The sequence below is a fragment of the Staphylococcus sp. HMSC070D05 genome (assembly GCF_001815595.1).
GTDB lineage: Bacteria > Bacillota > Bacilli > Staphylococcales > Staphylococcaceae > Staphylococcus > Staphylococcus hominis.
This window is the reverse complement of record NZ_KV821157.1, coordinates 30,629-56,977: the sequence shown is the minus strand read 5'-3', so window position 1 is coordinate 56,977 and position 26,349 is coordinate 30,629. Positions and strand designations below refer to the sequence as shown.

Genomic DNA, 26,349 nt, shown 5'->3' with positions numbered 1-26,349 from the left:
TTATATGAGTAAAAAGAGAATTTACGAATATGCGAAAGAATTAAATGTTAAAAGTAAAGAGATTATAGATGAGTTAAAGAAAATGGACGTTGAAGTATCCAATCACATGCAAGCATTAGAAGATGACCATATTAAGATGCTTGATAAAAAGTTCAAATCATCACAAAATGAAGAAAATAAAAAACAAAACACTCAAAATAATCACCAAAAACAGCAAAATAAAAAAGATAATAATCAAAATAAATCTAATTCAAAGAAAAAAAACAATAAAAATAGCAAAAACAACAAAAATAATAAAAACAATAAAAATAATAATAAAGGCAAGAATAGCAAACCTACTACTGAACCTAAAGAAATGCCTTCAAAAATTACGTATGAGGAAGGTATTACAGTAGGAGAACTTGCTGATAAATTAAATATCGAATCGTCTGGCATTATTAAAAAATTATTCTTATTAGGTATTGTTGCTAACATCAACCAATCATTAGATGAAGAAACATTAGAACTTATCGCAGATGATTATGGTGTTGAAATTGAAAAAGAAGTTGTTGTTAACGAAGAAGACCTAACAACTTATTTTGATGATGAAGAAGACGATCCAGATGCAATCGAACGACCAGCAGTTGTGACAATTATGGGACACGTTGACCATGGTAAAACAACATTACTAGACTCAATTAGAAATACTAAAGTAACAGCAGGAGAAGCAGGTGGTATCACACAACACATTGGTGCATATCAAATTGAAAATAATGGTAAAAAAATAACTTTCTTAGATACCCCTGGACATGCAGCGTTCACAACAATGCGTGCACGTGGTGCTCAAGTAACAGATATCACTATTTTAGTAGTAGCAGCAGATGATGGCGTTATGCCTCAAACAATTGAAGCAATTAACCATGCTAAAGAAGCGGATGTACCAACAATTGTTGCGGTCAACAAAATTGATAAACCAACTGCAAATCCAGATCGAGTGATGCAAGAGTTAACTGAATATGGTTTAATTCCAGAAGATTGGGGTGGCGACACAATCTTTGTACCACTTTCAGCATTAAATGCTGATGGTATTGATGACTTATTAGAAATGATTGGTTTAGTTGCCGAAGTACAAGAATTAAAAGCTAATCCTGACAAGCAAGCAGTAGGTACTGTTATTGAAGCAGAATTAGATAAATCACGTGGACCAGCTGCGTCATTATTAGTTCAAAATGGTACGTTACATGTAGGTGATTCAATTGTAGTTGGTAATACGTATGGTCGTGTAAGAGCTATGGTAAATGACTTGGGTCAAAGAATTAAAACAGCTGGACCTTCTACACCGGTTGAAATTACTGGTATTAACGATGTACCTCAAGCAGGTGACCGCTTCGTTATTTTCAAAGATGAAAAACAAGCGCGTCGTATTGGTGAAGCTCGTCATGAAGCAAGTGTGATTCAACAACGTCAAGAAAGTAAAAATGTTTCATTAGACAATTTATTCGAACAAATGAAACAAGGAGAAATGAAAGATCTTAATGTCATTATTAAAGGTGATGTACAAGGTTCTGTAGAAGCTTTAGCTGCATCTCTTATGAAAATTGATGTTGAAGGCGTAAATGTTCGTATTATTCATACAGCTGTAGGGGCAATCAATGAATCAGATGTTACATTAGCCAATGCCTCAAATGGTATTATTGTTGGATTTAATGTACGTCCTGATGCAGGTGCGAAACGTGCAGCAGAAGCTGAAAATGTTGATATGCGTCTTCATAGAGTCATCTACAATGTTATAGAAGAAATTGAATCAGCGATGAAAGGTTTATTAGATCCTGAATTTGAAGAACAAGTTATCGGACAAGCTGAAGTACGTCAAACATTCAAAGTTTCAAAAGTTGGAACAATTGCTGGTAGTTACGTAACTGAAGGTAAAATCACTCGTAACGCAGGCGTACGTGTCATTCGTGATGGTATCGTTCAATTCGAAGGTGAACTTGATACGTTAAAACGTTTTAAAGATGACGCTAAAGAAGTATCACAAGGTTACGAATGTGGTATTACAATTGCAAACTTTAATGACATTAAAGAAGGCGACATTATTGAAGCATTCGAAATGGTAGAAATTGAAAGATAACTCATTTGTAAAGAGCTGAAGTGTATATGATATAGGTAGACACTTTAGCCTTCTTTTCTAATCATATGTTAAATAATAAAGAGGTGACATATCCATGAGTAATATGAGAGCTGAACGTGTTGGCGAACAAATGAAAAAAGAAGTTATGGATATCATTAATAATAAAGTTAAAGATCCAAGAGTAGGATTTATTACTATTACTGACGTTGAATTAACAAATGATTTATCACAAGCCAAAGTTTTCTTAACAGTGCTTGGTAATAAGAAGGAAGTTAATGATACGTTTAAAGCTTTAGATAAAGCAAAAGGATTCATTAAATCTGAGCTAGGTTCAAGAATGAGATTACGTATAGTACCAGAGTTATTCTTTGAATATGATGAATCAATTGAATACGGTAATAAAATTGAAAAAATGATTCAAGATTTACACAAGCAAGATAAATAATACTTTATCATTGTTATTAATCAGTGACATTTAATCAAATAACTTCAGAAAAAGAAGTTTAGATGTAACATATAATGGGGGTAGGACGATAACATTTACATGAATTCAGTCCTACTCCTTTTTATATGATTAATACTGATAACATATGGATAAGACATTAGATTATTTAATAATACATAGTGAGTCATAATAAATTAAAGGGTGTGAAAAAATGTACAACGGTATATTACCAGTGTATAAAGAACGTGGGTTAACCAGTCATGATGTTGTATTTAAACTTAGAAAAATCTTAAAAACTAAAAAGATAGGTCATACAGGAACATTAGATCCTGAAGTTTCAGGTGTACTACCTATCTGTATAGGGACAGCAACAAGAGTAAGCGACTATGTCATGGATATGGGGAAATCTTATCAAGCAACTATTACATTAGGTGAAAGTATGACAACTGAAGATCAAACTGGAGAAGTAATAGAAAAAGTAAATATATCGTCGAATATGATTAATTCTATAGAAGTTGATCATGTTCTAGAAGAATTTAAAGGAGTAATAGAGCAGGTTCCTCCAATGTATTCTTCTGTCAAAGTAAATGGAAAAAAATTATATGAATATGCTAGAAAAGGGGAAACTATTGAACGGCCAAAACGACAAGTTAAAATTGATGAAATTGAACGAATATCTGATTTAACATTTATAGAACAAATATGTCATTTTGATATAAAAGTAACGTGTGGAAAAGGTACCTATATCAGAACGTTAGCAACAGATATTGGCAAAGCTTTAGACTATCCTGCTCATATGTCGTTGTTAACTCGTATAAATTCGGGTGGATTTAATATAAATGAGAGTTTATCACTTGAAAAAATTTCTGAATTACATGAGCATGAAAGATTACAACATTATCTATTTCCTATAGAATATGGTTTGAAAAGTTTACAACATGTAGTTATTGATGATGACACTTTAAAGTATAGAATCTTAAATGGTCAAAAACTTCTAAAAAAAGATTTTACTCTATCATTAGAAAAGCAATTTGTGTTTATTGATAAGATAAGTGAAAAAGCATTAGCCATTTATGAACATCATCCTGACAAAATTAACGAAATAAAGCCTAAAAAAGTATTTAATTAAAGGAGCCTTTGATTGATATGAAAGTGATAGAAATAACACATCCAATACAAAATGAACAACTCATAAAAGAAGATGTTGCAATGGCATTTGGTTTTTTTGACGGTATGCATCGTGGTCACAGTAAAGTATTTGAAGCATTAGATGTACGGGCAAAAGAAAAAAATTTAAAAAAAGCAGTAACAACATTTGATCCGCATCCATCAGTAGTATTAAATCCTGAACGTAAACGTACAGATTACTTAACACCACTATCTGATAAATTAGAAATGATAGAACAGCATGATATTGATTATTGTATTGTTATCAATTTCTCGTCACGTTTCGCTAATGTCACAGCTGAAGAGTTTATCAAAGACTATATTATTAATAATCATGTTAAAGAAGTTGTTGCAGGATTTGATTTTACATTTGGTAAATTTGGTAAAGGAAATATGGCCGTGTTAAATGAAATAGATGAATTTAATACTACAATAGTCGGTAAATTAGATTTGGATTCTGAAAAAATTTCAACAACATCAATTAGACAAGCGTTACATGAAGGCAATCTACAAAAAGCTAATGATGAATTAGGTTATGTATATCGAATTAAAGGCACAGTTGTTCAAGGAGAAAAAAGAGGTCGAACAATCGGTTTTCCAACAGCGAATGTCCAACCTAGCAATGATCATGTACTTCCTAAAAAAGGGGTCTATGCGGTAAGTATTGAAATAGGTGCCGAACACAAAATATATCGTGGGGTAGCTAACGTAGGTGTCAAGCCGACATTCCACGATCCATCTAAAGCAGAAGTGGTGATAGAGGTAAATATTTTTGATTTTGAAGAAAATATTTATGGAGAACGTGTAATCGTATATTGGCACCATTATTTAAGACCAGAGGTAAAATTTGATGGTATAGATGCTTTAGTCAGTCAAATGAATGATGATAAGGAACGTGCAAAATATCTTTTAGCAGTTGATTTTGGTGATGATGTATCGTATAATATTTAAAGTTGAGTTTTTGAAAAACTTATTATTATTGAATCCTTTATCTTGGCAGGTTGAAACTCCGACGTCTTGCTCAGATTAAGGTGTAAACAAAAATTAGGAGGAATTTAATATGGCTATTACTCAAGAACGTAAAAATGAAATTATTAAAGAATATCGTGTACACGAAACAGATACTGGTTCACCAGAAGTACAAATCGCTGTTTTAACTGCAGAAATCTCTGCATTAAATGAACACTTACGTGAACACAAAAAAGATCACCATTCACGTCGTGGATTATTAAAAATGGTTGGTCGTCGTAGACACTTATTAAACTACTTACGTAGTAAAGATATTCAACGTTACCGTGAATTAATTAAATCATTAGGTATTCGTCGTTAATTTTAAATATATTGAAGGGAAAGCACCATTTAGATTGGTACTTTCCTTTTTTTGTATTTTTATCATAAACACTAATATAAAAATATATAAATAAATGATATGATGTAAGTATTAGATTTCAGAGAGGAGATTCATAATGTCTCAAGAAAAGAAAGTGTTCAAAACTGAATGGGCTGGAAGATCGTTAACGATTGAGACAGGTCAATTAGCGAAACAAGCTAATGGTGCAGTTTTAGTACGTTATGGTGATACTGTTGTATTATCTACAGCAGTTGCTTCTAAAGAGCCACGTGATGGTGATTTTTTTCCCTTAACAGTTAACTATGAAGAAAAAATGTATGCAGCTGGTAAAATTCCAGGTGGGTTTAAAAAACGTGAAGGTCGTCCTGGAGATGAAGCGACACTTACTGCACGTTTAATTGATAGACCAATTAGACCATTATTCCCTAAAGGTTATCGACATGACGTTCAAATTATGAATACTGTATTAAGTGCGGATCCAGACTGTTCCCCAGAAATGGCAGCAATGATTGGATCATCAATGGCATTGAGCGTGTCTGATATTCCATTCCAAGGCCCAATTGCCGGTGTAAATGTAGGATATATTGATGGAAAATACGTGATTAATCCAACACTTGAACAAAAAGAAGTATCTCGTTTAGATTTAGAAGTTGCTGGTCATAAAGATGCTGTAAATATGGTTGAAGCAGGTGCGAGTGAAATTACAGAGCAAGAAATGCTTGAAGCGATTTTCTTTGGTCATGAAGAGATAAAACGTTTAGTTGCTTTCCAAGAAGAAGTTGTTGAGCATATTCAACCTGTAAAAAAAGAATTTATTCCCGTTGAACGTGATGAAGAATTAGTACAACGAGTAAAATCTTTAACGGAAGAAAAAGGATTAAAAGAAACTGTATTAACATTTGACAAACAACAACGTGATGAAAATTTAGATGCACTTAAAGCAGAAATCGCTACTGAATTTGTAGACGAAGCGGATCCAGAAAATGAATTGCTTATCGATGAAGTATATGCAATTTTAAATGATTTAGTAAAAGAAGAAGTTCGTCGATTAATTGCAGATGAAAAAATTAGACCTGATGGACGTAAACCAGATGAAATTCGTCCGCTTGAATCAGAAGTTGGTTTGTTACCACGTGCACATGGTTCTGGATTGTTTACTCGTGGACAAACTCAAGCATTATCTGTACTTACTTTAGGGGCATTAGGAGAGTATCAACTTATTGATGGATTAGGACCTGAAATTGAAAAACGTTTTATGCACCACTATAATTTCCCTAATTTCTCAGTAGGTGAAACGGGTCCAGTAAGAGCACCAGGTCGTCGTGAAATTGGTCACGGTGCACTAGGTGAAAGAGCGCTTAGATATATCATTCCTGACACTACGGAGTTCCCTTACACAATTCGCATTGTGAGTGAAGTATTAGAGTCAAATGGTTCATCTTCACAAGCTTCAATTTGTGGCTCAACATTAGCGTTAATGGATGCTGGTGTGCCTATTAAAGCTCCAGTAGCCGGTATTGCTATGGGTCTTGTCACTCGTGAAGATAGTTATACAATTTTAACTGATATTCAAGGTATGGAAGATGCCTTAGGTGATATGGACTTCAAAGTTGCTGGAACTAAAGAGGGTATTACTGCAATTCAAATGGATATCAAAATTGATGGTTTAACACGTGAAGTGATTGAAGAAGCTCTTGAACAAGCTCGTCAAGGTCGTTTAGCTATTATGGATCATATGTTACAAACAATCGATCAACCACGTAGTGAATTAAGTGCATATGCACCTAAGGTAGAAATTATGCATATCAAACCTGAAAAAATTCGTGATGTCATTGGTCCAGGTGGTAAAAAAATTAATGAAATTATTGACGAAACTGGCGTTAAGTTAGATATTGAACAAGATGGTACTATCTTTATTGGCGCTGTTGATCAAGAAATGATAAATAGAGCTCGAGAAATTATTAATGAAATTACACGTGAAGCTGAAGTGGGCCAAGTATATCATGCAAAAGTTAAGCGTATTGAAAAATATGGTGCTTTTGTAGAATTATTCCCAGGTAAAGATGCTTTATTACACATTTCTCAAATTTCTAAAGATAGAATAAATAAAGTTGAAGACGTTTTAAAAATCGGTGATACGATTGAAGTTAAAATTACAGAAATTGATAAACAAGGCCGTGTAAATGCGTCTCATAAAGTTTTAGATGAATAAATGAATGAAGTTAAGGTTAGGACAAAGTGAAGTCCTAACCTTCTTTATATATATAAAGAATGATTTTATGAAAGTATATATTTTTTATTAAAGGTCTTATACTCCTTAGTTACAACACACTTTAATAGTGTACATCCTTCGTAAATTAAATTATAATAAATTATGAGTTTATATGGACGGGAATTAATTATAGGAGGTAACATTTTGAGTTTAGTAAAGAAAAAGAATGACGATATTCGCATTATTCCACTTGGGGGCGTAGGCGAAATCGCTAAAAATATGTATATCGTCGAAGTAGACGATGAGATGTTTATGTTAGATGCAGGATTAATGTTTCCTGAAGATGAGATGTTAGGAGTAGATATTGTTATTCCAGACATCCAATATGTAGTAGAAAACAAAGATAAATTAAAAGGAATATTTTTAAGTCATGGCCATGAACATGCAATTGGTGCAGTGAGTTATATTTTAGAGCAAGTTGATGCACCAATTTATGGATCAAAACTTACTTTAGCTTTAGTTAAAGAAAGTATCAAAGAAAGAAATATAAAGAAAAAAGTACGATATTATACTGTAAATCATGATTCAGTGATGAGATTTAAAAACGTTAATATTACTTTCTTTAATACATCACACAGTATTCCAGATAGTTTAGGTATTTGTATTCACACTTCACACGGTTCAATTGTATATACAGGTGAATTTAAATTTGATCAAAGTTTACAAGGACATTATGCTCCTGATATGAAACGCATGGCTGAAATTGGAGAAGAAGGTGTTTTTGCTTTGATTAGTGATTCAACTGAAGCAGAAAAACCTGGTTATAATACTCCAGAAAATGTCATAGAATCGCATATTTATGATGCATTTGCTAAAGTAAAAGGTCGCTTAATTGTTTCATGCTATGCATCGAATTTTATTAGAATTCAACAAGTATTAAATGTTGCTAGTAAATTAAATCGCAAAGTATCTTTCTTAGGGAAATCTCTTGAAAGTTCATTTAATACTGCACGCAAAATGGGATATTTTGATATTCCTAAAGATTTATTGCTTCCAATCAATGAAGTTGAAAACTATCCTAAAAATGAAGTAGTTATTATAGCAACAGGTATGGAAGGCGAACCTATTGAAGCGTTAAGTCAAATGGCCCAACATAAACATAAAATTTTAAATATTGAAGAGGGCGATTCAGTTTACTTAGCCATCACTGCTTCAGCAAATATGGAAGTTATTATAGCCAATACATTAAATGAACTTGTTCGAGCAGGTGCACATATTATTCCAAATAATAAAAAAATTCATGCTTCTAGTCATGGTTGTATGGAAGAATTAAAAATGATGATTAATATTATGAAACCTGAATACTTTATTCCTGTTCAAGGTGAATTTAAAATGCAAATTGCTCATGCAAAATTAGCAAATGAAGCAGGCGTTGAACCTGAAAAGATTTTCCTTGTCGAAAAAGGGGATGTGATTCATTTTGATGGCTCACACATGGTATTAAATGAAAAAGTAAATTCAGGTAATATTCTCATCGATGGTATAGGTGTAGGAGACGTCGGAAATATTGTGTTAAGAGATCGTCATCTTCTTGCAGAAGATGGTATCTTTATTGCAGTAGTAACATTAGACCCTAAAAATAGACGTATAGCTGCTGGACCTGAAATTCAATCACGCGGATTCGTTTACGTACGTGAAAGTGAAGAATTAATGAAAGAAGCAGAAGATAAAGTTAGAGAAATTGTGGAAGCTGGACTACAAGAAAAACGCATTGAGTGGTCTGAAATTAAACAAAATATGCGCGACCAAATTAGCAAGCTTTTATTCGAAAGTACAAAACGTCGTCCAATGATTATTCCAGTTATTTCTGAAATTTAAAAGATATACATTTAATAAAGAGGTCGGGACAATATCACTTTTATAAAATAATTAAAATATAAACGTTTATCATTCTTATTTATAGATTCACTGATGTATTAAATAGAAAGTATATAAAAGATAAGACATTTACCCTAACTTTTATAGTGAACTCTATAATTTTAAAAGATGATTTGACTCATTTATATTTAATTACTTTAAAATGGGCTTAAGAGTCTATGTGATACATATTGTCTCAACCTCTTTCATACTTTTAACTCTAAAACATAACTTACATTTTTTTATATTTTTGAAAATGTCATTATTATAATTAAAAATAAAAGAAGGTGTAACATTTGCCACGAACTAAGAAAAAAACGACAACTAGAAAAACCAATTCAAAGACGAAAACGAAAGCACGCCAAACTAAAAAGAAAAAGCAACAAAAAACAGATAGTTCTATAAGATATATTATTGCTATTATAATTGTGATTATATCTATTTTAGGAATATTTCAATTAGGGCTTGTTGGTAGAATGATTGATAGCTTTTTCAATTATTTATTTGGCGCAAGTCGTTACCTTACATATATTTTAGTAAGTTTAATTACGATTTATATTGCAATGCAAAGACATTTTCCCAAAACACGTCGTACATTCGGTCTCATTATATTACAATTTGTATTACTGATTGTTTCTCAACTTATTTATTATTTTTCTAAAGGAGAAGTTGCGAAAAGAGAACCGGTATTGTCTTACGTCTATAAATCTTATGAACATACTCATTTTCCAAATTTCGGTGGAGGTATTATAGGCTTTTATTTATTAAAATTATTTGTACCTTTAATCTCTATCGCTGGGATTATCATTGTGACTTTGATTTTACTCATATCAAGTATTATCCTATTACTAAAATTACATCATAGAGATGTAGCGAGAAATACAATTGATCGTTTCAAACGTTCTACACAGAGTGCTTCTTCTACTTTAAAAGAAAAAAGAGAAGCAAAGAAAATTAGAAAAAAAGAACGATTACGTGAAAAAGAAGAACAGCGTCAAGCATTGGCGCGCCAAAGAGAATTAGAAGAACAACAAAGAAAAGATGAAGTCATTAAAGATGTGAGTGACTTCCCAGAAGTGAAACAACAACATGAAGATATTCCTATATATAGCCATCATGCAGCAACGGATGAAGAAAAAGTACGACCTAAACGTAAAAAACGTCAATTTGACATGGACCATCAAGATAAAGAACCTACTCATGTGTCTTCATCAAGTTCTATAAAAAATGATAAAATAAAACACGTTTCTAATGATAACGATACGAATAATAGTTCAATCATGGAAGCGGGAGAAATTGGCAATGTAGCCTATCACATTCCTCCTTTATCATTACTTAAACAGCCAACAAAACAAACGACAACTTCAAGAGCTGAAGTACAACGTAAAGGTCAAATATTAGAATCAACTATGAAAAATTTCGGAGTTAATGCTAAAGTGACTCAAATTAAAATTGGACCGGCTGTCACTCAATACGAAGTTCAACCTGCTCAAGGTGTTAAAGTAAATAAAATCGTTAATTTACATAACGATATAGCTTTAGCACTTGCTGCAAAAGATATTCGTATTGAAGCGCCTATACCTGGACGTTCAGCTGTAGGTATTGAGGTTCCAAATGATAAAATTTCTTTAGTTACGCTAAAAGAAGTTTTAGAATCTAAGTTTCCAGCAAAAAATAAATTAGAAGTTGGTTTAGGACGAGACATCTCTGGAGAACCAATGACTATTGAATTGAATGACACACCTCACTTATTAGTGGCTGGTTCTACAGGTAGTGGTAAGTCAGTATGTATTAACGGTATTATTACGAGTATTTTATTAAATGCTAAGCCACATGAGGTAAAATTAATGTTAATTGATCCTAAAATGGTAGAATTAAATGTATATAATGGTGTTCCACATTTATTAATACCCGTAGTAACAAATCCTCATAAAGCATCACAGGCATTAGAAAAAATTGTAGCTGAAATGGAACGTCGTTACGATTTATTTCAACATTCATCTACTAGAAACATTGAAGGATACAATCAATTTATAAGACGTCAAAATGAGGAACTTGATGAAAAGCAATCAGAACTTCCTTATATCGTTGTCATTGTTGATGAATTAGCAGATTTAATGATGGTGGCAGGAAAAGAAGTTGAAAATGCAATACAGCGTATTACACAAATGGCTCGTGCAGCGGGTATACATTTAATTGTAGCAACACAACGTCCTTCTGTAGATGTTATCACGGGTATTATTAAAAATAATATCCCTTCAAGAATTGCATTTGCTGTAAGTTCACAAACAGATTCTAGAACAATCATAGGCTCTGGAGGAGCAGAGAAATTACTTGGTAAAGGTGACATGCTTTATGTTGGTAATGGTGAATCTACACAGACACGTGTTCAAGGTGCATTTTTAAGTGATCAAGAAGTACAAGAAGTTGTCAATTATGTAGTTGAACAACAAAAAGCGAATTACGTAAAAGAAATGGAACCTGACGCCCCTGTAGATAAATCAGAAATGAAAAGTGAAGATGCACTGTATGATGATGCATACGCTTTTGTAATTGAGAAACAAAAAGCAAGTACGTCGCTTTTACAAAGACAATTCAGAATTGGATATAATCGTGCATCAAGATTAATGGACGATTTAGAGAGAAATAATGTTATTGGTCCACAAAAAGGCAGTAAACCAAGACAAGTTTTAATAGATTTTGAGAATGAAGAGGTGTGAGTATGACTGAATTAAACTCAGTTTTTAAAGTAAAAGAATATATTTTTAAAAAAATAAAAAATCATTCTTTAAAACCTGGTGATAAACTTCCTAGCAATTTATCTATTGCTAGAGAAGTTAATGTGAAAACAGATGATGTCTATGAAGCGATTGGAGAACTTATTATTGAACAAGTTTTAACTGATAATTTTGAAGAAGGAACAAGTATAAAGGCTCTACGTCCCTTTTATTATCCTTTAAATAAATTATTTAGTATTAGTGAAATGATTAAAAAAGCGGGATATGAAGCAAGTACAGAATATTTAAGTTTAGAGCAACACCCCGCTTCTTTATTAGATGCAAAAATGTTAGATATTGAAGATAAACAGCCTATAACAATTATTGAAAGACTACGTACTGCGAACCATCATCCAGTTATTTATTGTTTAGATAAGATTGCTGAGCATCATTTAACTTGTACCGAATATCAAGAAAGTGATGGGTCGATGCTTAATGCAATTGAACTTAATACTGGTCATAAGGTAGCTTCTGCTGAAACTGAAATTGAAGCGATCAGTTATGAACCTCATATTTCTAGCATATTGAATGCTGAACCACATGAGGGACTAATGTTATTAAAGGTTGTACATTATGATGAAATGGGTAAACCTATTTTATACTCATTAAATTATATAAAAAGTAGCCTAGTGAAGTTTAAATTAACACGCACGAAAATTTAATAACAGGTAAAGGAGTGATTGATTATTTTGAAACAACATACTAATCATCAAATACATATTGATATTCTTCCAACTGAGAAATTTAAAACAACGATGATCACATTTAAATTTATGGCACCACTAGATTACGAAACAATTACTGCTCGTTCATTACTAAGTAAAGTATTGGTTCGTGCCACAAAAAAATGGCCAACAGATAAATCATTTAATAAACAATTATCAGAGCTTTATGGGGCTTATATTAATAGTTTTGTTTCTAAATTTAAAGATAAACATGTCATTACTATTTCTTTAGAAATTGTAAATGAACGTTATCTTAAAGATACTACACCATTATTTGAAAAAGGTTTGAATTTATTAAAAGAAGTCATAATGAATCCACTTGTTGAGGACCATTCATTCAATTCTACATTTGTTACTCAAGAAAAATCATTATTACATAAAAAAATAGAAGCGATGGTTGATAATAAAGCGCAATATTCATTTATTAATTTATTAAAATATATGTTCAAAAATGAAGCTTATCGTTATTTAGCTATAGGTCAAATAGAAAATATTGCGCGTATTACAAATGAAAGTTTGTATGATACATATAAATCTATGATAAATAATGATATGTGTTCAGTGTATGTAGTGGGAAATGTAAATAAAAAAGAAGTTACATCACTCATAGAAAATTCATTTAGTCTTAGCTCAACTACGTTTGACTTTAACCATAATTTAAATATCGACTGTACCGCCCAATCTACTGAGACAATCATTGAAAAAGATACCGTTGACCAAGCTAAATTAAATTTAGGTTATCGTTTTCCAACTCATTATGGAAATGAAGATTACTATGCACTTGTCGTATTAAATACTATGTTTGGCGGTGATCCTTCTTCAGTACTATTTAATGAAGTACGTGAAAAACAAAGTTTAGCTTATTCTATTCATTCACAATTAGATGGAAAAAATGGCTATTTATTTGTATTAAGTGGCGTATCTGTTGAAAAATACGATATTGCAAAAAACACAATTATTGAAGAATTCGAGAAGTTTAAAGTTGGGGATTTCTCTGAAGAAAAATTAGCATTAGCTAAAAAAATTATCATTTCACAACGACAAGAAATTGCAGATAGACCTAAAGGTATTATTGAAGTCATGCAAAATCAACTACTTCTAAATCACCCTCAATCAGATAAAGACTATGTGGAATTAATTGATAAAGTGACTAAAGAAGATGTCATTAAAATGGCAAACCAAGCCTATTTAGATACGATATATGTATTAACGAAAGGAGGTCAATCATAGTGCAAGAACAATATTATGAATTAATTGATGAACGCGTCTATAAACATGAACTAAATAATGGATTACGCTTATTTGTAATTCCTAAAAAAGGATTTCAAAAAACATATGTGACCTATACAACTCAATTCGGTTCGTTGGATAATACATTTAAACCTCATCATAAAGATCAATATGTGACTGTACCAGATGGAGTAGCACATTTTTTAGAGCATAAGTTATTTGAAAAAGACGATGATGAAGATGTATTTACTGCATTTGCTAATGATAATGCTCAAGTTAATGCATTTACAAGTTTTGATCGTACGAGTTATTTGTTTAGTGCAACTGATCAAGTTGAACGTAATATTCTACGTTTACTTGATATGGTGGAAACACCCTATTTTTCAAAAGAAACAGTAGACAAAGAAAAAGGAATTATTGCTGAAGAAATTAAAATGTATCAAGAACAACCAGGATATAAAGTTATGTTCAATACATTGCGCGCAATGTATCATCATCATCCAATTAAAGTAGATATTGCAGGTAGTGTTGAGAGTATTTATAGTATCACTAAAGATGATTTATACTTATGTTATGAAACGTTTTATCATCCATCCAATATGGTATTATTTGTCGTAGGAGATGTGGATCCTAAACGTATTTGTAATGTTATTGAAGAACATGAAAATCGTCGTCATAAAACAAATCAACCTTCTATACAAAGAAGAGCAATAAAAGAACCAAATGAAGTAGTTCAATCATTTGTATCTGAAAAAATGAAATTACAGTCTCCACGTTTAATGTTAGGGTTTAAAAATGAACCTTTGGATGAAGCACCTGAGAAATATGTTCAAAGAGATTTAGAAATGACTTTATTTTTTGAACTAGTATTCGGTGAAGAAACAGATTTCTATCAATCTCTTCTTAATGATGATTTAATTGATGATTCATTTGGATATCAATTTGTTCTTGAACCTACTTATAGTTTCTCAATTATTACAAGTGCTACTCATGAACCAGATCAATTAAAGGTTAGGTTACTTACTGAATTAAAGAAACATAGAGGAAACTTAAAAGATTCAGAAGCGTTTGAATTATTGAAGAAACAGTTTATTGGCGAATTTATCTCTAGTTTGAACTCCCCAGAATATATTGCAAATCAATATGCAAAGTTGTATTTTGAGGGCGTAAGTGTATTTGATATGTTAGATATTGTAGAAAATATTACTTTAGATAGTATTAATGAAACTGCCAAACAATATCTAAATATTGACCGTCTTGTTGATAGTCGTTTGGAGATAGATTAAATATGAAAGCATTAGTATTTGGTGGTTCAGGTAGTATTGGCAGTGCGATTGTAGATCGTTTATTAAAAGATGGATATGAAGTAGTACTTCAATATTATCAATCTGATATCTCATCCTTAGAAAAAAAGTATAAAGGTGAAGCTGTAGAATTCATTCAAATGGATTTGACTCATGACATTGATTTAAATGATATATTTAGTCATATAAAACATTTAGACTGTTTAATTTATAGTAGTGGTACATCATTATATGGAATGTTACAAGATATGAAAGATAAAGAGATAGATGAATGTTATCATATTCATGTCAAACAGTTGATTCGATGCTGTCGATATTTCATAGACATATTGAGAAAAAGTACAAATGGTAGAATTATTGTTATCTCATCAATTTGGGGCGAAACGGGAGCAAGTATGGAAACTATTTATTCAGCAATGAAAAGTGCTCAAATTGGATTTGTAAAGGCCCTCAGTCAAGAGCTAGCATTGACGAATGTCACTGTGAATGCTATAGCACCTGGTTTTGTTTCAGGACGTATGGCTAAAGCATTCAGTGATGAAGAAAAAGCAGTTATTTTATCTGAACTACCACAACAAAGAATGATAGCTCCACAAGAAGTAGCACATGTGTGCGCTTATTTATACCATCCTAATGCTAAGAGTATTACAGGAACAGTCCAAAAGGTTAATGGGGGTTGGTATATTTAAAAAGTATCCTAAATTTTAAATGCAGATTTGACGATTCGTTTTTTATAATCAATGATATAATAAATTTAATTATATAAGGGGAATATTTCAAATTGTATTTAAACAAGGGGTTGGTTAGATGACTGTTGCTAAAAAAAAGGAATGGTATTTAGAATACGAGATAATTGTTAATCGGGCTGGACTTTTAGGCGACGTATCGAGTTTACTTGGTATGTTAGGGATTAGTATTATTACTATAAATGGTGTTGATCAAGGGCGTCGTGGATTACTTATTAAGACAGATAGTCTTGAAAAAGTCACACGTTTTGAAAATATCATTCATGAATTGAAAGAAATAGAAATAACAAAGTTAAGAATTCCAGAGTTACGTGATCGTTTAGCAGTGCGTCATGGTCGTTATATTGAACAAGATGCAGGTGACAAAAAAACATTTCGTTTTGAACGTGAAGATTTAGGTTTACTGGTCGACTTTTTAGCAGAATTATTTAAAGAAAATGGTCATAAATTAATAGGTATTAGAGGTATGCCTCGTGTTGGAAAAACAGAATCGATTGTTGCAGGTAGTGTCTGTGCGCATAAACGATGGCTATTTATAAGTTCAACATTAATTAAACAGACAGTTCGTAGTTCTCTTATAAAAGGTGAATATGATGCTAATCATGTTTATATTATTGATGGTGCGGTAACTGCTAGAGAAACAAATCCTAAACATCAACAGTTAGTTGAAGAAGTGATGACTTTACCATCAATAAAAGTAGTTGAGCATCCAGATTTATTTATAGAAACAAATCAATATAGCATCGATGATTTTGATTATATTATCGAGCTACGTGAACATGAGAATCAAAAAATTGAATATGATCACATGAAACAACAAGTTAAACAACAAGCAATTCAAAGCAAAAATACATTAGATTTTGGAGAAGATGTGTTTGGCGGTGGCTTCGGTTTTTCTGAGTAATGAGGGTGGAGGCGTCAAAAGTGAAAACAATTGGTGAAACCTTAAAAGATAGAAGAGAAAGATTAGGAATGACATTAACAGAATTAGAACAACGTACACAATTAAAGCGAGAAACGTTAAAATATATTGAAGAGAATAAATTTGATCAACTTGCCAAAGTGGATTACGCTGAAGGTTTTATTAGACGTTATGCAGGTGTAGTTAATATGGATGTAAATCAACTCATTAAAGTGCATCATGAAGAAATTCCTAATCAACACAATCAACTCGATACACTTTTACATCATTATCGACATAACGAAGTGCCCGAATATCGTACTAAAAATAAAGAACCTATTCAATTATTAATTATGCTTAGTATTGTTATAATTATTACTTTTATTATGTGGGTATTAGCAGTATTATTAATATAATTTACATATAAATTAAGAAATGAGGTATTAAAATGAATATACCTAACCAGATTACAGTTTTTAGAGTGATTTTGATTCCAGTATTTATATTATTTGCTCTAGTAAACTTTGGTTTTGGCAGTGTATCTGTATTAGGTGGATACGACATAAGAATAGAGCAACTTATTGCTGCTATTATTTTTATTGTAGCTTCTTTAAGTGATTTTTTAGATGGTTATTTAGCAAGAAAATGGCAACTTGTGACAAATATGGGTAAGTTTTTAGATCCGTTAGCGGATAAATTATTAGTTTCTAGTGCTCTTATTGTTATGGTTCAATTAGGGTTAACTAATTCAGTTGTAGCAATTATTATCATTGCTCGTGAGTTTGCGGTTACAGGTTTACGTTTGCTTCAAATTGAACAAGGATTTGTGAGTGCAGCAGGCCAATTAGGTAAAATTAAAACAGCTGTTACAATGGTAGCAATTATTTGGATTTTACTTGGTGATTTATTCTTAAACTGGATTGGATTCCAATTAGGACAAGTATTACTATACATTGGCGTATTCTTTACAATATTATCAGGAATTGAATATTTCTATAAAGGTAGAGATGTGTTTAAGCAATAAAAAGTATAATCAAATAAAGTAAAATGTAATGAGAGTCGCATAAAAGGACTCTCATTTTTTTGAGTTATTTTTTAGATTATATAATAAATTAAGTATAAAATATGAATTAAGACTATATAAGGGAGAGGGACATATGAATATATCTATCATAGCAGTAGGTTCAGAATTATTATTAGGTCAAATAGCAAATACAAATGGCCAATATTTATCAAAACTTTTCAATCAAATTGGAAAGAATATAGTTGAACATACAGTTATCGGTGATAATCCTGATCGTTTAGAATTTATTATTAGAGAAGGACTAAAAAGATTTGACACACTAGTACTCACTGGTGGATTGGGCCCAACTAAAGATGATTTAACTAAACAGACAGTAGCAAAAGTATTAAATAAAAACTTAGTGACTAATGAAGAAGCATTAAATTATATTGAAGATTTTTTCAAAGAACAAGGGCAAGAAATGACACCTAATAATAAACAACAAGCACTTGTGGTAGAGGGAGCGAAAGTATTAAAAAATCATTATGGTATGGCTCCAGGTATGTTTATTGAAATGAATAATAAAAAAGTAATTCTGTTACCTGGTCCCCCGAGTGAAATGCAACCTATGGCTAAAAATGAGTTGCTTCCATTACTTATAGATAATGATAATACTATTTTTTCAGAGCAACTTAGATTTGCAGGAATTGGAGAATCGAAAGTTGAAACAGAACTTATGGATTTAATTGAAAAACAAACGAATCCTACGATAGCTCCATTAGCAGGGAAACATGAAGTATATATTAGATTAACAGCAAATGCTTCTACACAAAACGAGTGTAAAACATTGATTCAACCTATAAAAGAAGAAATACTAGGAAGAATTGGTCAATTTTATTATGGTTCAGATGACACATTATTAGAACAATCTGTAATGGAACAGATGAATTCTACAGTAAGTATATATGATGGGGTAACTGATGGAGCGATTTATACTCGTTTAAAACGTTTTGATAAACAAAATATATTAAAAGGAATATTACCAGATAGTGATATATTTTTAAATCATCATTCAAGTATTGAAATGCAATTAAGAGACGCCTCATCATATGTAAAAGATTTATATAAAACCGAAATGGGTATAGCAATATTACATGAGAAAGAGAATGTTTATCTAGCAATTAATACAAAAGATGAGTTTAAAATGACTACATTTAAGATAACACAATCAAGAAATATACTGCCGAACAGAAGTCAAAATTATGTATTAATAAGATTATTAAATTGGCACTAAAATGAACTTAAATTAAAAATAGGTATAAATTTCGAGCACATTTGTTCGATTTTGCGTTCATCTCCCTTATTTTATACGAACAAATATTCGTAAAACGCTTGTGTTTGAATATGGTTAAGAGTATAATATATATATAATATTAAATAGATAACTATCTCATATAGGAGGTTTCGCTTTGGATAATGATCGTCAAAAAGCTTTAGATACAGTTATAAAGAATATGGAAAAATCCTTTGGTAAGGGTGCAGTAATGAAATTAGGCGATAATAAAGGTCGTCGTGTATCTAGTGTATCAAGTGGTTCAGTTACTTTAGATAATGCACTAGGTGTAGGTGGTTATCCTAAAGGAAGAATTATTGAAATATATGGTCCGGAAAGTTCCGGTAAAACAACAGTAGCACTTCATGCTATTGCTGAAGTGCAAAAAAATGAAGGCGTTGCTGCGTTTATCGATGCTGAACATGCACTTGATCCAGTATATGCTGAAGCATTAGGTGTTGATATAGATAATTTATATCTTTCTCAACCCGACCATGGTGAACAAGGTTTAGAAATAGCGGAAGCTTTCGTAAGAAGTGGAGCGGTTGACATTGTTGTTGTAGACTCAGTTGCTGCTTTGACTCCTAAAGCTGAAATTGAAGGTGAAATGGGAGATACACATGTTGGCCTTCAAGCACGTTTAATGTCTCAGGCTTTACGTAAACTTTCAGGTGCAATTTCAAAATCAAATACGACAGCTATATTTATTAACCAAATTCGTGAAAAAGTTGGCGTAATGTTTGGTAACCCAGAAACTACACCAGGTGGTAGAGCATTAAAATTCTATAGCTCGGTACGTTTAGAAGTGCGTCGTGCAGAACAATTAAAACAAGGTCAAGATATTGTAGGTAACAGAACTAAAATTAAAGTTGTTAAAAATAAAGTAGCACCACCATTTAGAATTGCTGAAGTAGATATCATGTATGGTCAAGGTATTTCAAAAGAGGGCGAATTAATTGACTTAGGTGTAGAAAATGATATTGTCGATAAATCTGGTGCTTGGTACTCGTATAATGGTGAGAGAATGGGTCAAGGTAAGGAAAATGTTAAAACATATCTTAAAGAAAACCCTCAAATTAAAGATGAAATCGATCGCAAATTACGTGAAAAATTAGGCATTTTCGATGGTGATGTTGAAGAAAATGAAGATAAATCATCACAAACACTATTCGATGAAGAATAATGTTGAATTTTTAATGCTTTAACTAGACTATACTTTTAATATATATATAAATATTAAAATTATTTTGTGTGAGAGTGAATAATGAGTTCGAAATGAATTCAATGTCACTCTCTTTCTTTTATAAGTAGGTGTAGTGAAATTGAAGTGAAATTTCATATCTTGACACTACTGAGTACATAAACGTACAATTAATATGTATATTATTTATACAATTTATAAAAAATCATAGAGATTTTAATATACAAGCAAATACCTAGAAAAAGGAGGTGTTTATGTGAATTTATTAGACCTCCTACTCATTTTGCTGGGGATTATTCTAGGGGTTGTTGTAGGGTATTTTTTAGCCCGAAATATATTACACCAAAAGCAAATTCAAGCTAGACAAACTGCTAATGATATTATCAAACAAGGACAAAAAGAAGCAGATAATATCAAAAAAGAGAAATTATTAGAGGCAAAAGAAGAAAATCAAATTATTAGAGAACAAGTTGAAACAGAGCTACGTGAAAGACGTAGTGAGCTTCAAAGACAAGAAGCCCGAAATCTTCAAAAAGAGGAAAATTTAGATCGTAAATCAGAATTATTGGATAAAAAAGATGAGATTTTAGATCAAAAAGAATCCAAAATTGAAGAAAGACAACAACAAGTAGATGCAAAAGAGAGTAGTGTTCAGACGTTAATAATGAAGCATGAACAAGAATTAGAACGCATCTCCGGTCTCACTCAAGAGGAAGCAGTTAATGAACAACTTCATAGAGTGGAAGAAGAACTGTCACAAGATATTGCAGTACTTGTTAAGGAAAAGGAAAGAGAAGCTAAAGAAAAAGTTAACAAAACAGCAAAAGAATTGTTAGCTACTACTGTACAAAGATTAGCTGCTGATCATACAACGGAATCTACTGTTTCAGTAGTTAATTTACCAAATGATGAGATGAAAGGTCGAATTATTGGTAGAGAAGGTAGAAATATTCGTACTTTAGAAACGTTAACAGGTATCGACTTGATTATTGATGATACTCCTGAAGCAGTGATTTTATCTGGATTTGATCCAATTAGACGTGAAATCGCTAGGACTGCATTAGTGAATTTAGTCTCTGATGGAAGAATTCATCCAGGTCGTATCGAAGAAATGGTAGACAAAGCTAGAAAAGAAGTAGATGACATCATTAGAGATGCAGGTGAACAAGCAACATTTGAAATCAATGTTCATAATATGCATCCAGATTTAGTGAAAATTTTAGGTCGTTTAAACTATAGAACAAGTTACGGCCAAAATGTCTTAAAACATTCTATGGAAGTCGCTCATCTTTCTGGAATGTTAGCTGCTGAATTAGGCGAGGATGTTAGTCTAGCAAAAAGAGCTGGATTACTACATGATGTAGGTAAAGCAATTGATCATGAAGTTGAAGGTAGCCATGTTGAAATTGGTGTTGAATTAGCTAAAAAATACGGTGAAGTTGAAACTGTAATTAATGCGATTCATTCACATCACGGAGATGTTGAACCAACATCTATTATTTCAATTCTAGTAGCTGCTGCAGATGCATTATCGGCCGCACGTCCAGGAGCACGTAAAGAAACACTTGAAAATTATATTCGTAGATTAGAACGCTTAGAAACTCTTTCAGAAAGTTATGAAGGTGTTGAAAAAGCGTTCGCAATTCAAGCTGGTAGAGAGATTAGAGTTATTGTTTCTCCTGAAGAAATAGATGATTTAAAATCTTACCGATTAGCTAGAGATATAAAAAATCAAATTGAAGAAGAATTACAATATCCAGGACATATTAAAGTGACAGTTGTTAGAGAGACTAGAGCAGTAGAGTATGCGAAGTAATTTTTAAAATTAAATAAGGACTCACTGATTACTAAAAAACCTGAGACATATTTAAAATGTCTCAGGTTTTTTCATTATTTAAGTTGTAAATTTGTTTTTTTGATTTCAGAAAGAATTTCAGCTGTATCATAACAATTTGTAGCAATATTAGAATATCTTTCTGCTAGACGGTATGCGTTAATATATAATTCTAAGCTTTCTTTAGCTATATCTTCTGCATCTTCTGATCTTGATGGGTTTGCTTTTACAACTAGTTCTGCAAATTTTTCTGGATCGATATTAATTGACATCTAATTATACAACTCCTAAATTTTTATAATCTTATAATAACATATGCTGTATGCATGCTAAAGTTAAGACTGTGTAATTTTAAAAAATATGAAACTCTACCTTTAATTATATAGTTATTTCAATTACACTATATTGTGAGAGGATGAACATTAATGCGAATTTTATTTATTGGAGATATCGTAGGAAAAGTAGGTAGAAATGTCATTGCTGAATATTTGCCTAAATTAAAGCAAGCTTATAAGCCTACATTAAGCATTGTTAATGCAGAAAATGCTGCTCATGGAAAAGGTTTAACTGAAAAAATATATAAACAATTGCTTAGAGATGGCGTGGATTTTATGACAATGGGGAATCATACTTATGGTCAAAGAGAGATTTATGACTTTATTGATGATGCTAAAAGGATGATAAGACCTGCTAATTTCCCGAGTGAAGCGCCAGGTGTTGGCATGCGTTTTATTCAGGTTAATGATATTAAAGTTGCCATCATTAACTTGCAAGGACGTTCATTTATGCAAGATATTGATGACCCATTTAAAAAAGCAGATCAATTGATTGAAGAAGCTAAAAAAGAAACTAATTATATTTTTGTAGATTTTCATGCAGAAACTACTTCAGAGAAAAATGCAATGGGTTGGTATTTAGATGGAAGAGTCAGCGCTGTTGTAGGAACACATACTCATATTCAAACATCTGATGAGCGTATTTTACCCAATGGTACAGGCTATATTACTGATGTAGGTATGACTGGTTATTATGATGGAATACTAGGGATTAATCGCGAGGAAGTTATTAAGCGTTTTATTACAAGTTTGCCACAACGACATGTAGTGCCTGATAATGGTAGAAGTGTACTTTCAGGTGTTATTATAGATTTAGATAAAAATGGAAGAACCAAATTTATAGAACGCATTTTAATCAATGAGGATCATCCTTTTGATAAATAGTGTATAGTCCATTAGTATGAATTTAAATAAAAGCCACTGTTGACATAGTAAGACGGTGGTTATTTTTGTTATGATTTAGTATGAATTAATTCCACAGGAGGCTAATGATATGAAACCACAAATATCATGGAAAGTGGGCGGACAACAAGGTGAAGGTATTGAGTCAACTGGAGAAATATTTGCTACTGCAATGAATCGAAAAGGCTATTATTTATATGGATATCGACATTTCTCAAGCCGAATCAAAGGCGGTCATACAAATAATAAAATAAGAGTCTCAACTTCTCCAGTTCATGCAATTAGTGACGATTTAGATATTTTAGTTGCATTTGATCAAGAGACAATTGAATTAAATCATCATGAAATGAGAGAAGATAGTATTATTATTGCAGATGCTAAAGCTAAACCTTCTAAACCAGATCATTGTCGCGCTCAACTTATTGAATTACCGTTAACATTAACAGCTAAAGAATTAGGTACTGCACTGATGAAAAATATGGTAGCGATTGGTGCAACTTGTGCAGTAATGAAGTTAGATACAACAACTTTCGAAACGTTAATTACAAATATGTTTACTAAAAAAGGCCAAAAAGTTGTTGAAATGAATATAGAAGCACTTCATCAGGGTTATGAGTTGATGAAGGATAAATTAGATACAGATACAGTAAATGGTGATTATTTACTAGAAGATAGTGAGGGCACACCACATTTATACATGATTGGTAACGATGCAATTGGATTAGGCGCGATTTCAGCTGGTTCAAGATTTATGGCAGCTTATCCAATTACACCCGCTTCAGAAATTATGGAGTATATGATTGCAAATGTTCCAAAAGTAGGAGGAACTGTAGTACAAACTGAAGATGAAATTGCTGCAGCGAATATGGCAATTGGTGCGAACTATGCAGGAGTTAGAGCATTTACTGCGAGTGCGGGACCAGGTTTATCTTTAATGATGGAAGCCATTGGTTTATCAGGTATGACTGAAACACCACTAGTTATTGTTAATACGCAACGTGGAGGCCCTTCAACTGGATTACCTACAAAACAAGAACAATCAGATTTAATGCAAATGATCTATGGAACACATGGAGACATTCCTAAGATAGTAGTAGCACCAACTGATGCTGAAGATGCTTTTTATTTAACTATGGAAGCTTTTAACTTAGCTGAAGAATATCAATGTCCGGTTATCGTATTAAGCGATTTGCAATTGTCATTAGGTAAACAAACAGTAAAACAACTCGATTACAATAGAATTCAAATTAAACGTGGTGAGCTTATTCAATCAGATATTGAACGTGATGAAGATGATAAATCATACTTTAAACGTTATGCACTTACAACATCTGGAATTTCACAACGTCCACTTCCTGGTGTTAAAGGTGGTATTCACCATGTTACTGGTGTTGAACATAATCAAGAAGGTAAGCCAAGTGAAGCTGCTGACAACAGACGTGAACAAATGGAAAAACGTATGAGTAAAACTGCGAACTTACTTATTGAAACACCTGTTGATTATGATGAGAAGCATGAGAAAGCAGATATTTTATATATCGGATTTATTTCAAGTAAAGGTGCAATTGAAGAAGGAAGTAAACGATTAAATAATAATGGGATTAAAGTTAATACGATGCAAATTCGTCAACTTCACCCATTACCAAAAGATATGATTCAACAAGCTATTGATAAAGCTTCAAGCGTTATAGTAGCTGAGCATAACTATCAAGGCCAATTATCAAATATCTTAAAAATGAATACTGCCATTCAAGACAAATTAGTTAATCAAACTAAATATGATGGTACACCTTTTTTACCACATGAAATAGAAGACAAAGGACTTTCAGTAGCTAAAGATATGAAGGAGATGATGTAATTGGCTACATTTAAAGATTTTAGAAACAGTGTGAAGCCAAACTGGTGCCCAGGATGTGGAGATTTTTCAGTACAAGCTGCAATTCAAAAAGCGGCAGCAAATTTAGGTTTAGAACCTGAAGAAGTGGCATTAATTACTGGAATAGGTTGTTCAGGTCGTTTATCAGGTTATATTAACTCTTATGGCGTGCATGGTATTCACGGTCGTGCATTACCTCTTGCACAGGGAGTGAAAATGGCTAATAAAGACTTAACAGTCATTGCTTCAGGTGGCGACGGTGATGGTTATGCTATTGGCATGGGTCATACAATTCATGCATTACGTCGCAATATGAATATGACTTATATTGTTATGGATAATCAAATTTATGGACTAACTAAAGGTCAAACGTCTCCATCTTCTGCTGTTGGATTTGTAACTAAATCAACACCTAAAGGAAATATCGAAAAAAATGTGGCGCCATTAGAATTAGCACTATCATCAGGTGCTACATTTGTAGCACAAGGTTTTTCAAGTGATATTAAAGCATTGACAAAAATAATTGAAGATGCAATTAATCATGATGGATTTTCATTTGTAAATGTGTTTTCTCCATGTGTGACATATAATAAAGTGAATACGTATGACTGGTTTAAAGAACACTTAACTAATATAGAAGATATTGAAAATTATGATCCAACAGATAAACAATTAGCGATGAAAACTGTATTAGAACACGAATCACTAATTAAAGGTATTGTATATCAAGACACAACAATACCTTCATATGAATCACAAATTGAAGAATTAGATGAAAGTGCATTAACTAAAAGAGATATTCATCTTTCTGAACAAGAGTTTAATGACTTAACTGCTCAATTTGTATAATTTTTTTAAAGACATTCTTGAAAGAATCATATGACTTCAAGAATGTCTTTTAATTTAAGTTTAAATTTATAAAAATCTTGTTAAACTTCATTTATTTATTTTTATTAGGGAAGAAAATAATATAGTAAAT

General features: G+C 31.9%; 21 protein-coding genes and 2 pseudogenes. 22 read left to right on the top strand and 1 reads right to left on the bottom strand.

The window, feature by feature from the left end; translation table 11 throughout:
- Positions 1-4: 4 nt before the first annotated feature.
- The 19 genes and pseudogenes from infB to rny all read left to right on the top strand — a co-directional run bounded on the left by infB (position 5) and on the right by rny (position 22,238).
- Positions 5-2,110, top strand: a complete 2,106-nt coding sequence (infB, locus tag HMPREF3046_RS09710) for a translation initiation factor IF-2 (RefSeq protein ID WP_070719149.1) — start codon at positions 5-7, stop codon at positions 2,108-2,110.
- A 94-nt stretch (positions 2,111-2,204) separates the two neighbouring features.
- Positions 2,205-2,555 carry a 30S ribosome-binding factor RbfA gene (rbfA, locus tag HMPREF3046_RS09705; protein WP_002448740.1) on the top strand — a complete coding sequence of 117 codons (351 nt, stop codon included), beginning with the start codon at positions 2,205-2,207 and terminating at the stop codon, positions 2,553-2,555.
- Between the two features lie 211 nt (positions 2,556-2,766).
- Entirely contained in the window at positions 2,767-3,684 is a 918-nt protein-coding gene (gene truB / locus HMPREF3046_RS09700) for a tRNA pseudouridine(55) synthase TruB (RefSeq protein WP_070719147.1), read from the top strand.
- Positions 3,685-3,701: 17 nt separating this feature from the next.
- Positions 3,702-4,673: a riboflavin biosynthesis protein RibF gene (gene ribF / locus HMPREF3046_RS09695; RefSeq protein ID WP_070719145.1), complete on the top strand. Its 972-nt coding sequence runs from the start codon at positions 3,702-3,704 to the stop codon at positions 4,671-4,673.
- A 109-nt stretch (positions 4,674-4,782) separates the two neighbouring features.
- The gene (gene rpsO, locus HMPREF3046_RS09690; protein WP_017174614.1) at positions 4,783-5,052 is read left to right on the top strand and encodes a 30S ribosomal protein S15; all 270 of its coding nucleotides are present in this window, start codon (positions 4,783-4,785) and stop codon (positions 5,050-5,052) included.
- A gap of 136 nt (positions 5,053-5,188) precedes the next feature.
- On the top strand, positions 5,189-7,285 hold the full coding sequence (gene pnp / locus HMPREF3046_RS09685; protein ID WP_070719143.1) for a polyribonucleotide nucleotidyltransferase: 2,097 nt from the start codon (positions 5,189-5,191) through the stop codon (positions 7,283-7,285).
- Between the two features lie 204 nt (positions 7,286-7,489).
- Entirely contained in the window at positions 7,490-9,163 is a 1,674-nt protein-coding gene (gene rnjB / locus HMPREF3046_RS09680) for a ribonuclease J2 (RefSeq protein ID WP_070719141.1), read from the top strand.
- Positions 9,164-9,498: 335 nt separating this feature from the next.
- Positions 9,499-10,372 (top strand): annotated as a pseudogene (locus HMPREF3046_RS11650) (cell division protein FtsK); the annotation flags it as partial.
- 104 nt (positions 10,373-10,476) lie between these two features.
- A pseudogene (locus HMPREF3046_RS11645) lies at positions 10,477-11,922 on the top strand (DNA translocase FtsK); the annotation flags it as partial.
- A 2-nt stretch (positions 11,923-11,924) separates the two neighbouring features.
- Positions 11,925-12,641 carry a GntR family transcriptional regulator gene (locus HMPREF3046_RS09670; RefSeq protein ID WP_070719137.1) on the top strand — a complete coding sequence of 239 codons (717 nt, stop codon included), beginning with the start codon at positions 11,925-11,927 and terminating at the stop codon, positions 12,639-12,641.
- A 93-nt stretch (positions 12,642-12,734) separates the two neighbouring features.
- Positions 12,735-13,934, top strand: coding sequence for an EF-P 5-aminopentanol modification-associated protein YfmF (gene yfmF / locus HMPREF3046_RS09665; protein WP_371093842.1), 1,200 nt, complete (start codon positions 12,735-12,737; stop codon positions 13,932-13,934).
- Positions 13,934-15,220, top strand: coding sequence for an EF-P 5-aminopentanol modification-associated protein YfmH (gene yfmH, locus HMPREF3046_RS09660; protein WP_070719133.1), 1,287 nt, complete (start codon positions 13,934-13,936; stop codon positions 15,218-15,220). The genes yfmF and yfmH overlap by 1 nt, the downstream gene beginning before the upstream one ends.
- Before the next feature lie 2 nt (positions 15,221-15,222).
- Positions 15,223-15,927: an elongation factor P 5-aminopentanone reductase gene (gene ymfI, locus HMPREF3046_RS09655; RefSeq protein WP_070719130.1), complete on the top strand. Its 705-nt coding sequence runs from the start codon at positions 15,223-15,225 to the stop codon at positions 15,925-15,927.
- A 118-nt stretch (positions 15,928-16,045) separates the two neighbouring features.
- A complete protein-coding gene (locus tag HMPREF3046_RS09650; RefSeq protein WP_070719127.1) occupies positions 16,046-16,888 on the top strand; it encodes a DUF3388 domain-containing protein in 843 nt (280 codons plus the stop codon).
- A 20-nt stretch (positions 16,889-16,908) separates the two neighbouring features.
- Positions 16,909-17,301, top strand: a complete 393-nt coding sequence (locus HMPREF3046_RS09645) for a helix-turn-helix domain-containing protein (RefSeq protein WP_070719124.1) — start codon at positions 16,909-16,911, stop codon at positions 17,299-17,301.
- Between the two features lie 32 nt (positions 17,302-17,333).
- The gene (gene pgsA, locus HMPREF3046_RS09640; protein WP_070719121.1) at positions 17,334-17,909 is read left to right on the top strand and encodes a CDP-diacylglycerol--glycerol-3-phosphate 3-phosphatidyltransferase; all 576 of its coding nucleotides are present in this window, start codon (positions 17,334-17,336) and stop codon (positions 17,907-17,909) included.
- A 133-nt stretch (positions 17,910-18,042) separates the two neighbouring features.
- Positions 18,043-19,182, top strand: coding sequence for a CinA family nicotinamide mononucleotide deamidase-related protein (locus HMPREF3046_RS09635; protein WP_070719118.1), 1,140 nt, complete (start codon positions 18,043-18,045; stop codon positions 19,180-19,182).
- A 175-nt stretch (positions 19,183-19,357) separates the two neighbouring features.
- Positions 19,358-20,404: a recombinase RecA gene (recA, locus tag HMPREF3046_RS09630; RefSeq protein WP_070719115.1), complete on the top strand. Its 1,047-nt coding sequence runs from the start codon at positions 19,358-19,360 to the stop codon at positions 20,402-20,404.
- 274 nt (positions 20,405-20,678) lie between these two features.
- Complete coding sequence (gene rny / locus HMPREF3046_RS09625) at positions 20,679-22,238, top strand: ribonuclease Y (RefSeq protein ID WP_002448856.1); 1,560 nt, start codon at positions 20,679-20,681, stop codon at positions 22,236-22,238.
- 74 nt (positions 22,239-22,312) lie between these two features.
- On the opposite strand, the gene HMPREF3046_RS09620 is transcribed toward rny, so the two are convergent.
- Positions 22,313-22,528, bottom strand: coding sequence for a hypothetical protein (locus HMPREF3046_RS09620; protein WP_070719112.1), 216 nt, complete (start codon positions 22,526-22,528; stop codon positions 22,313-22,315).
- Between the two features lie 153 nt (positions 22,529-22,681).
- Between HMPREF3046_RS09620 and HMPREF3046_RS09615 the strand changes: the two genes are divergently transcribed.
- The 3 genes from HMPREF3046_RS09615 to HMPREF3046_RS09605 all read left to right on the top strand — a co-directional run bounded on the left by HMPREF3046_RS09615 (position 22,682) and on the right by HMPREF3046_RS09605 (position 26,219).
- A complete protein-coding gene (locus HMPREF3046_RS09615) occupies positions 22,682-23,476 on the top strand; it encodes a TIGR00282 family metallophosphoesterase (protein WP_070719109.1) in 795 nt (264 codons plus the stop codon).
- 109 nt (positions 23,477-23,585) lie between these two features.
- Positions 23,586-25,352, top strand: coding sequence for a 2-oxoacid:acceptor oxidoreductase subunit alpha (locus HMPREF3046_RS09610; protein WP_070719107.1), 1,767 nt, complete (start codon positions 23,586-23,588; stop codon positions 25,350-25,352).
- Positions 25,353-26,219 carry a 2-oxoacid:ferredoxin oxidoreductase subunit beta gene (locus HMPREF3046_RS09605; RefSeq protein ID WP_070719104.1) on the top strand — a complete coding sequence of 289 codons (867 nt, stop codon included), beginning with the start codon at positions 25,353-25,355 and terminating at the stop codon, positions 26,217-26,219.
- The last annotated feature ends 130 nt before the right edge of the window (positions 26,220-26,349 follow it).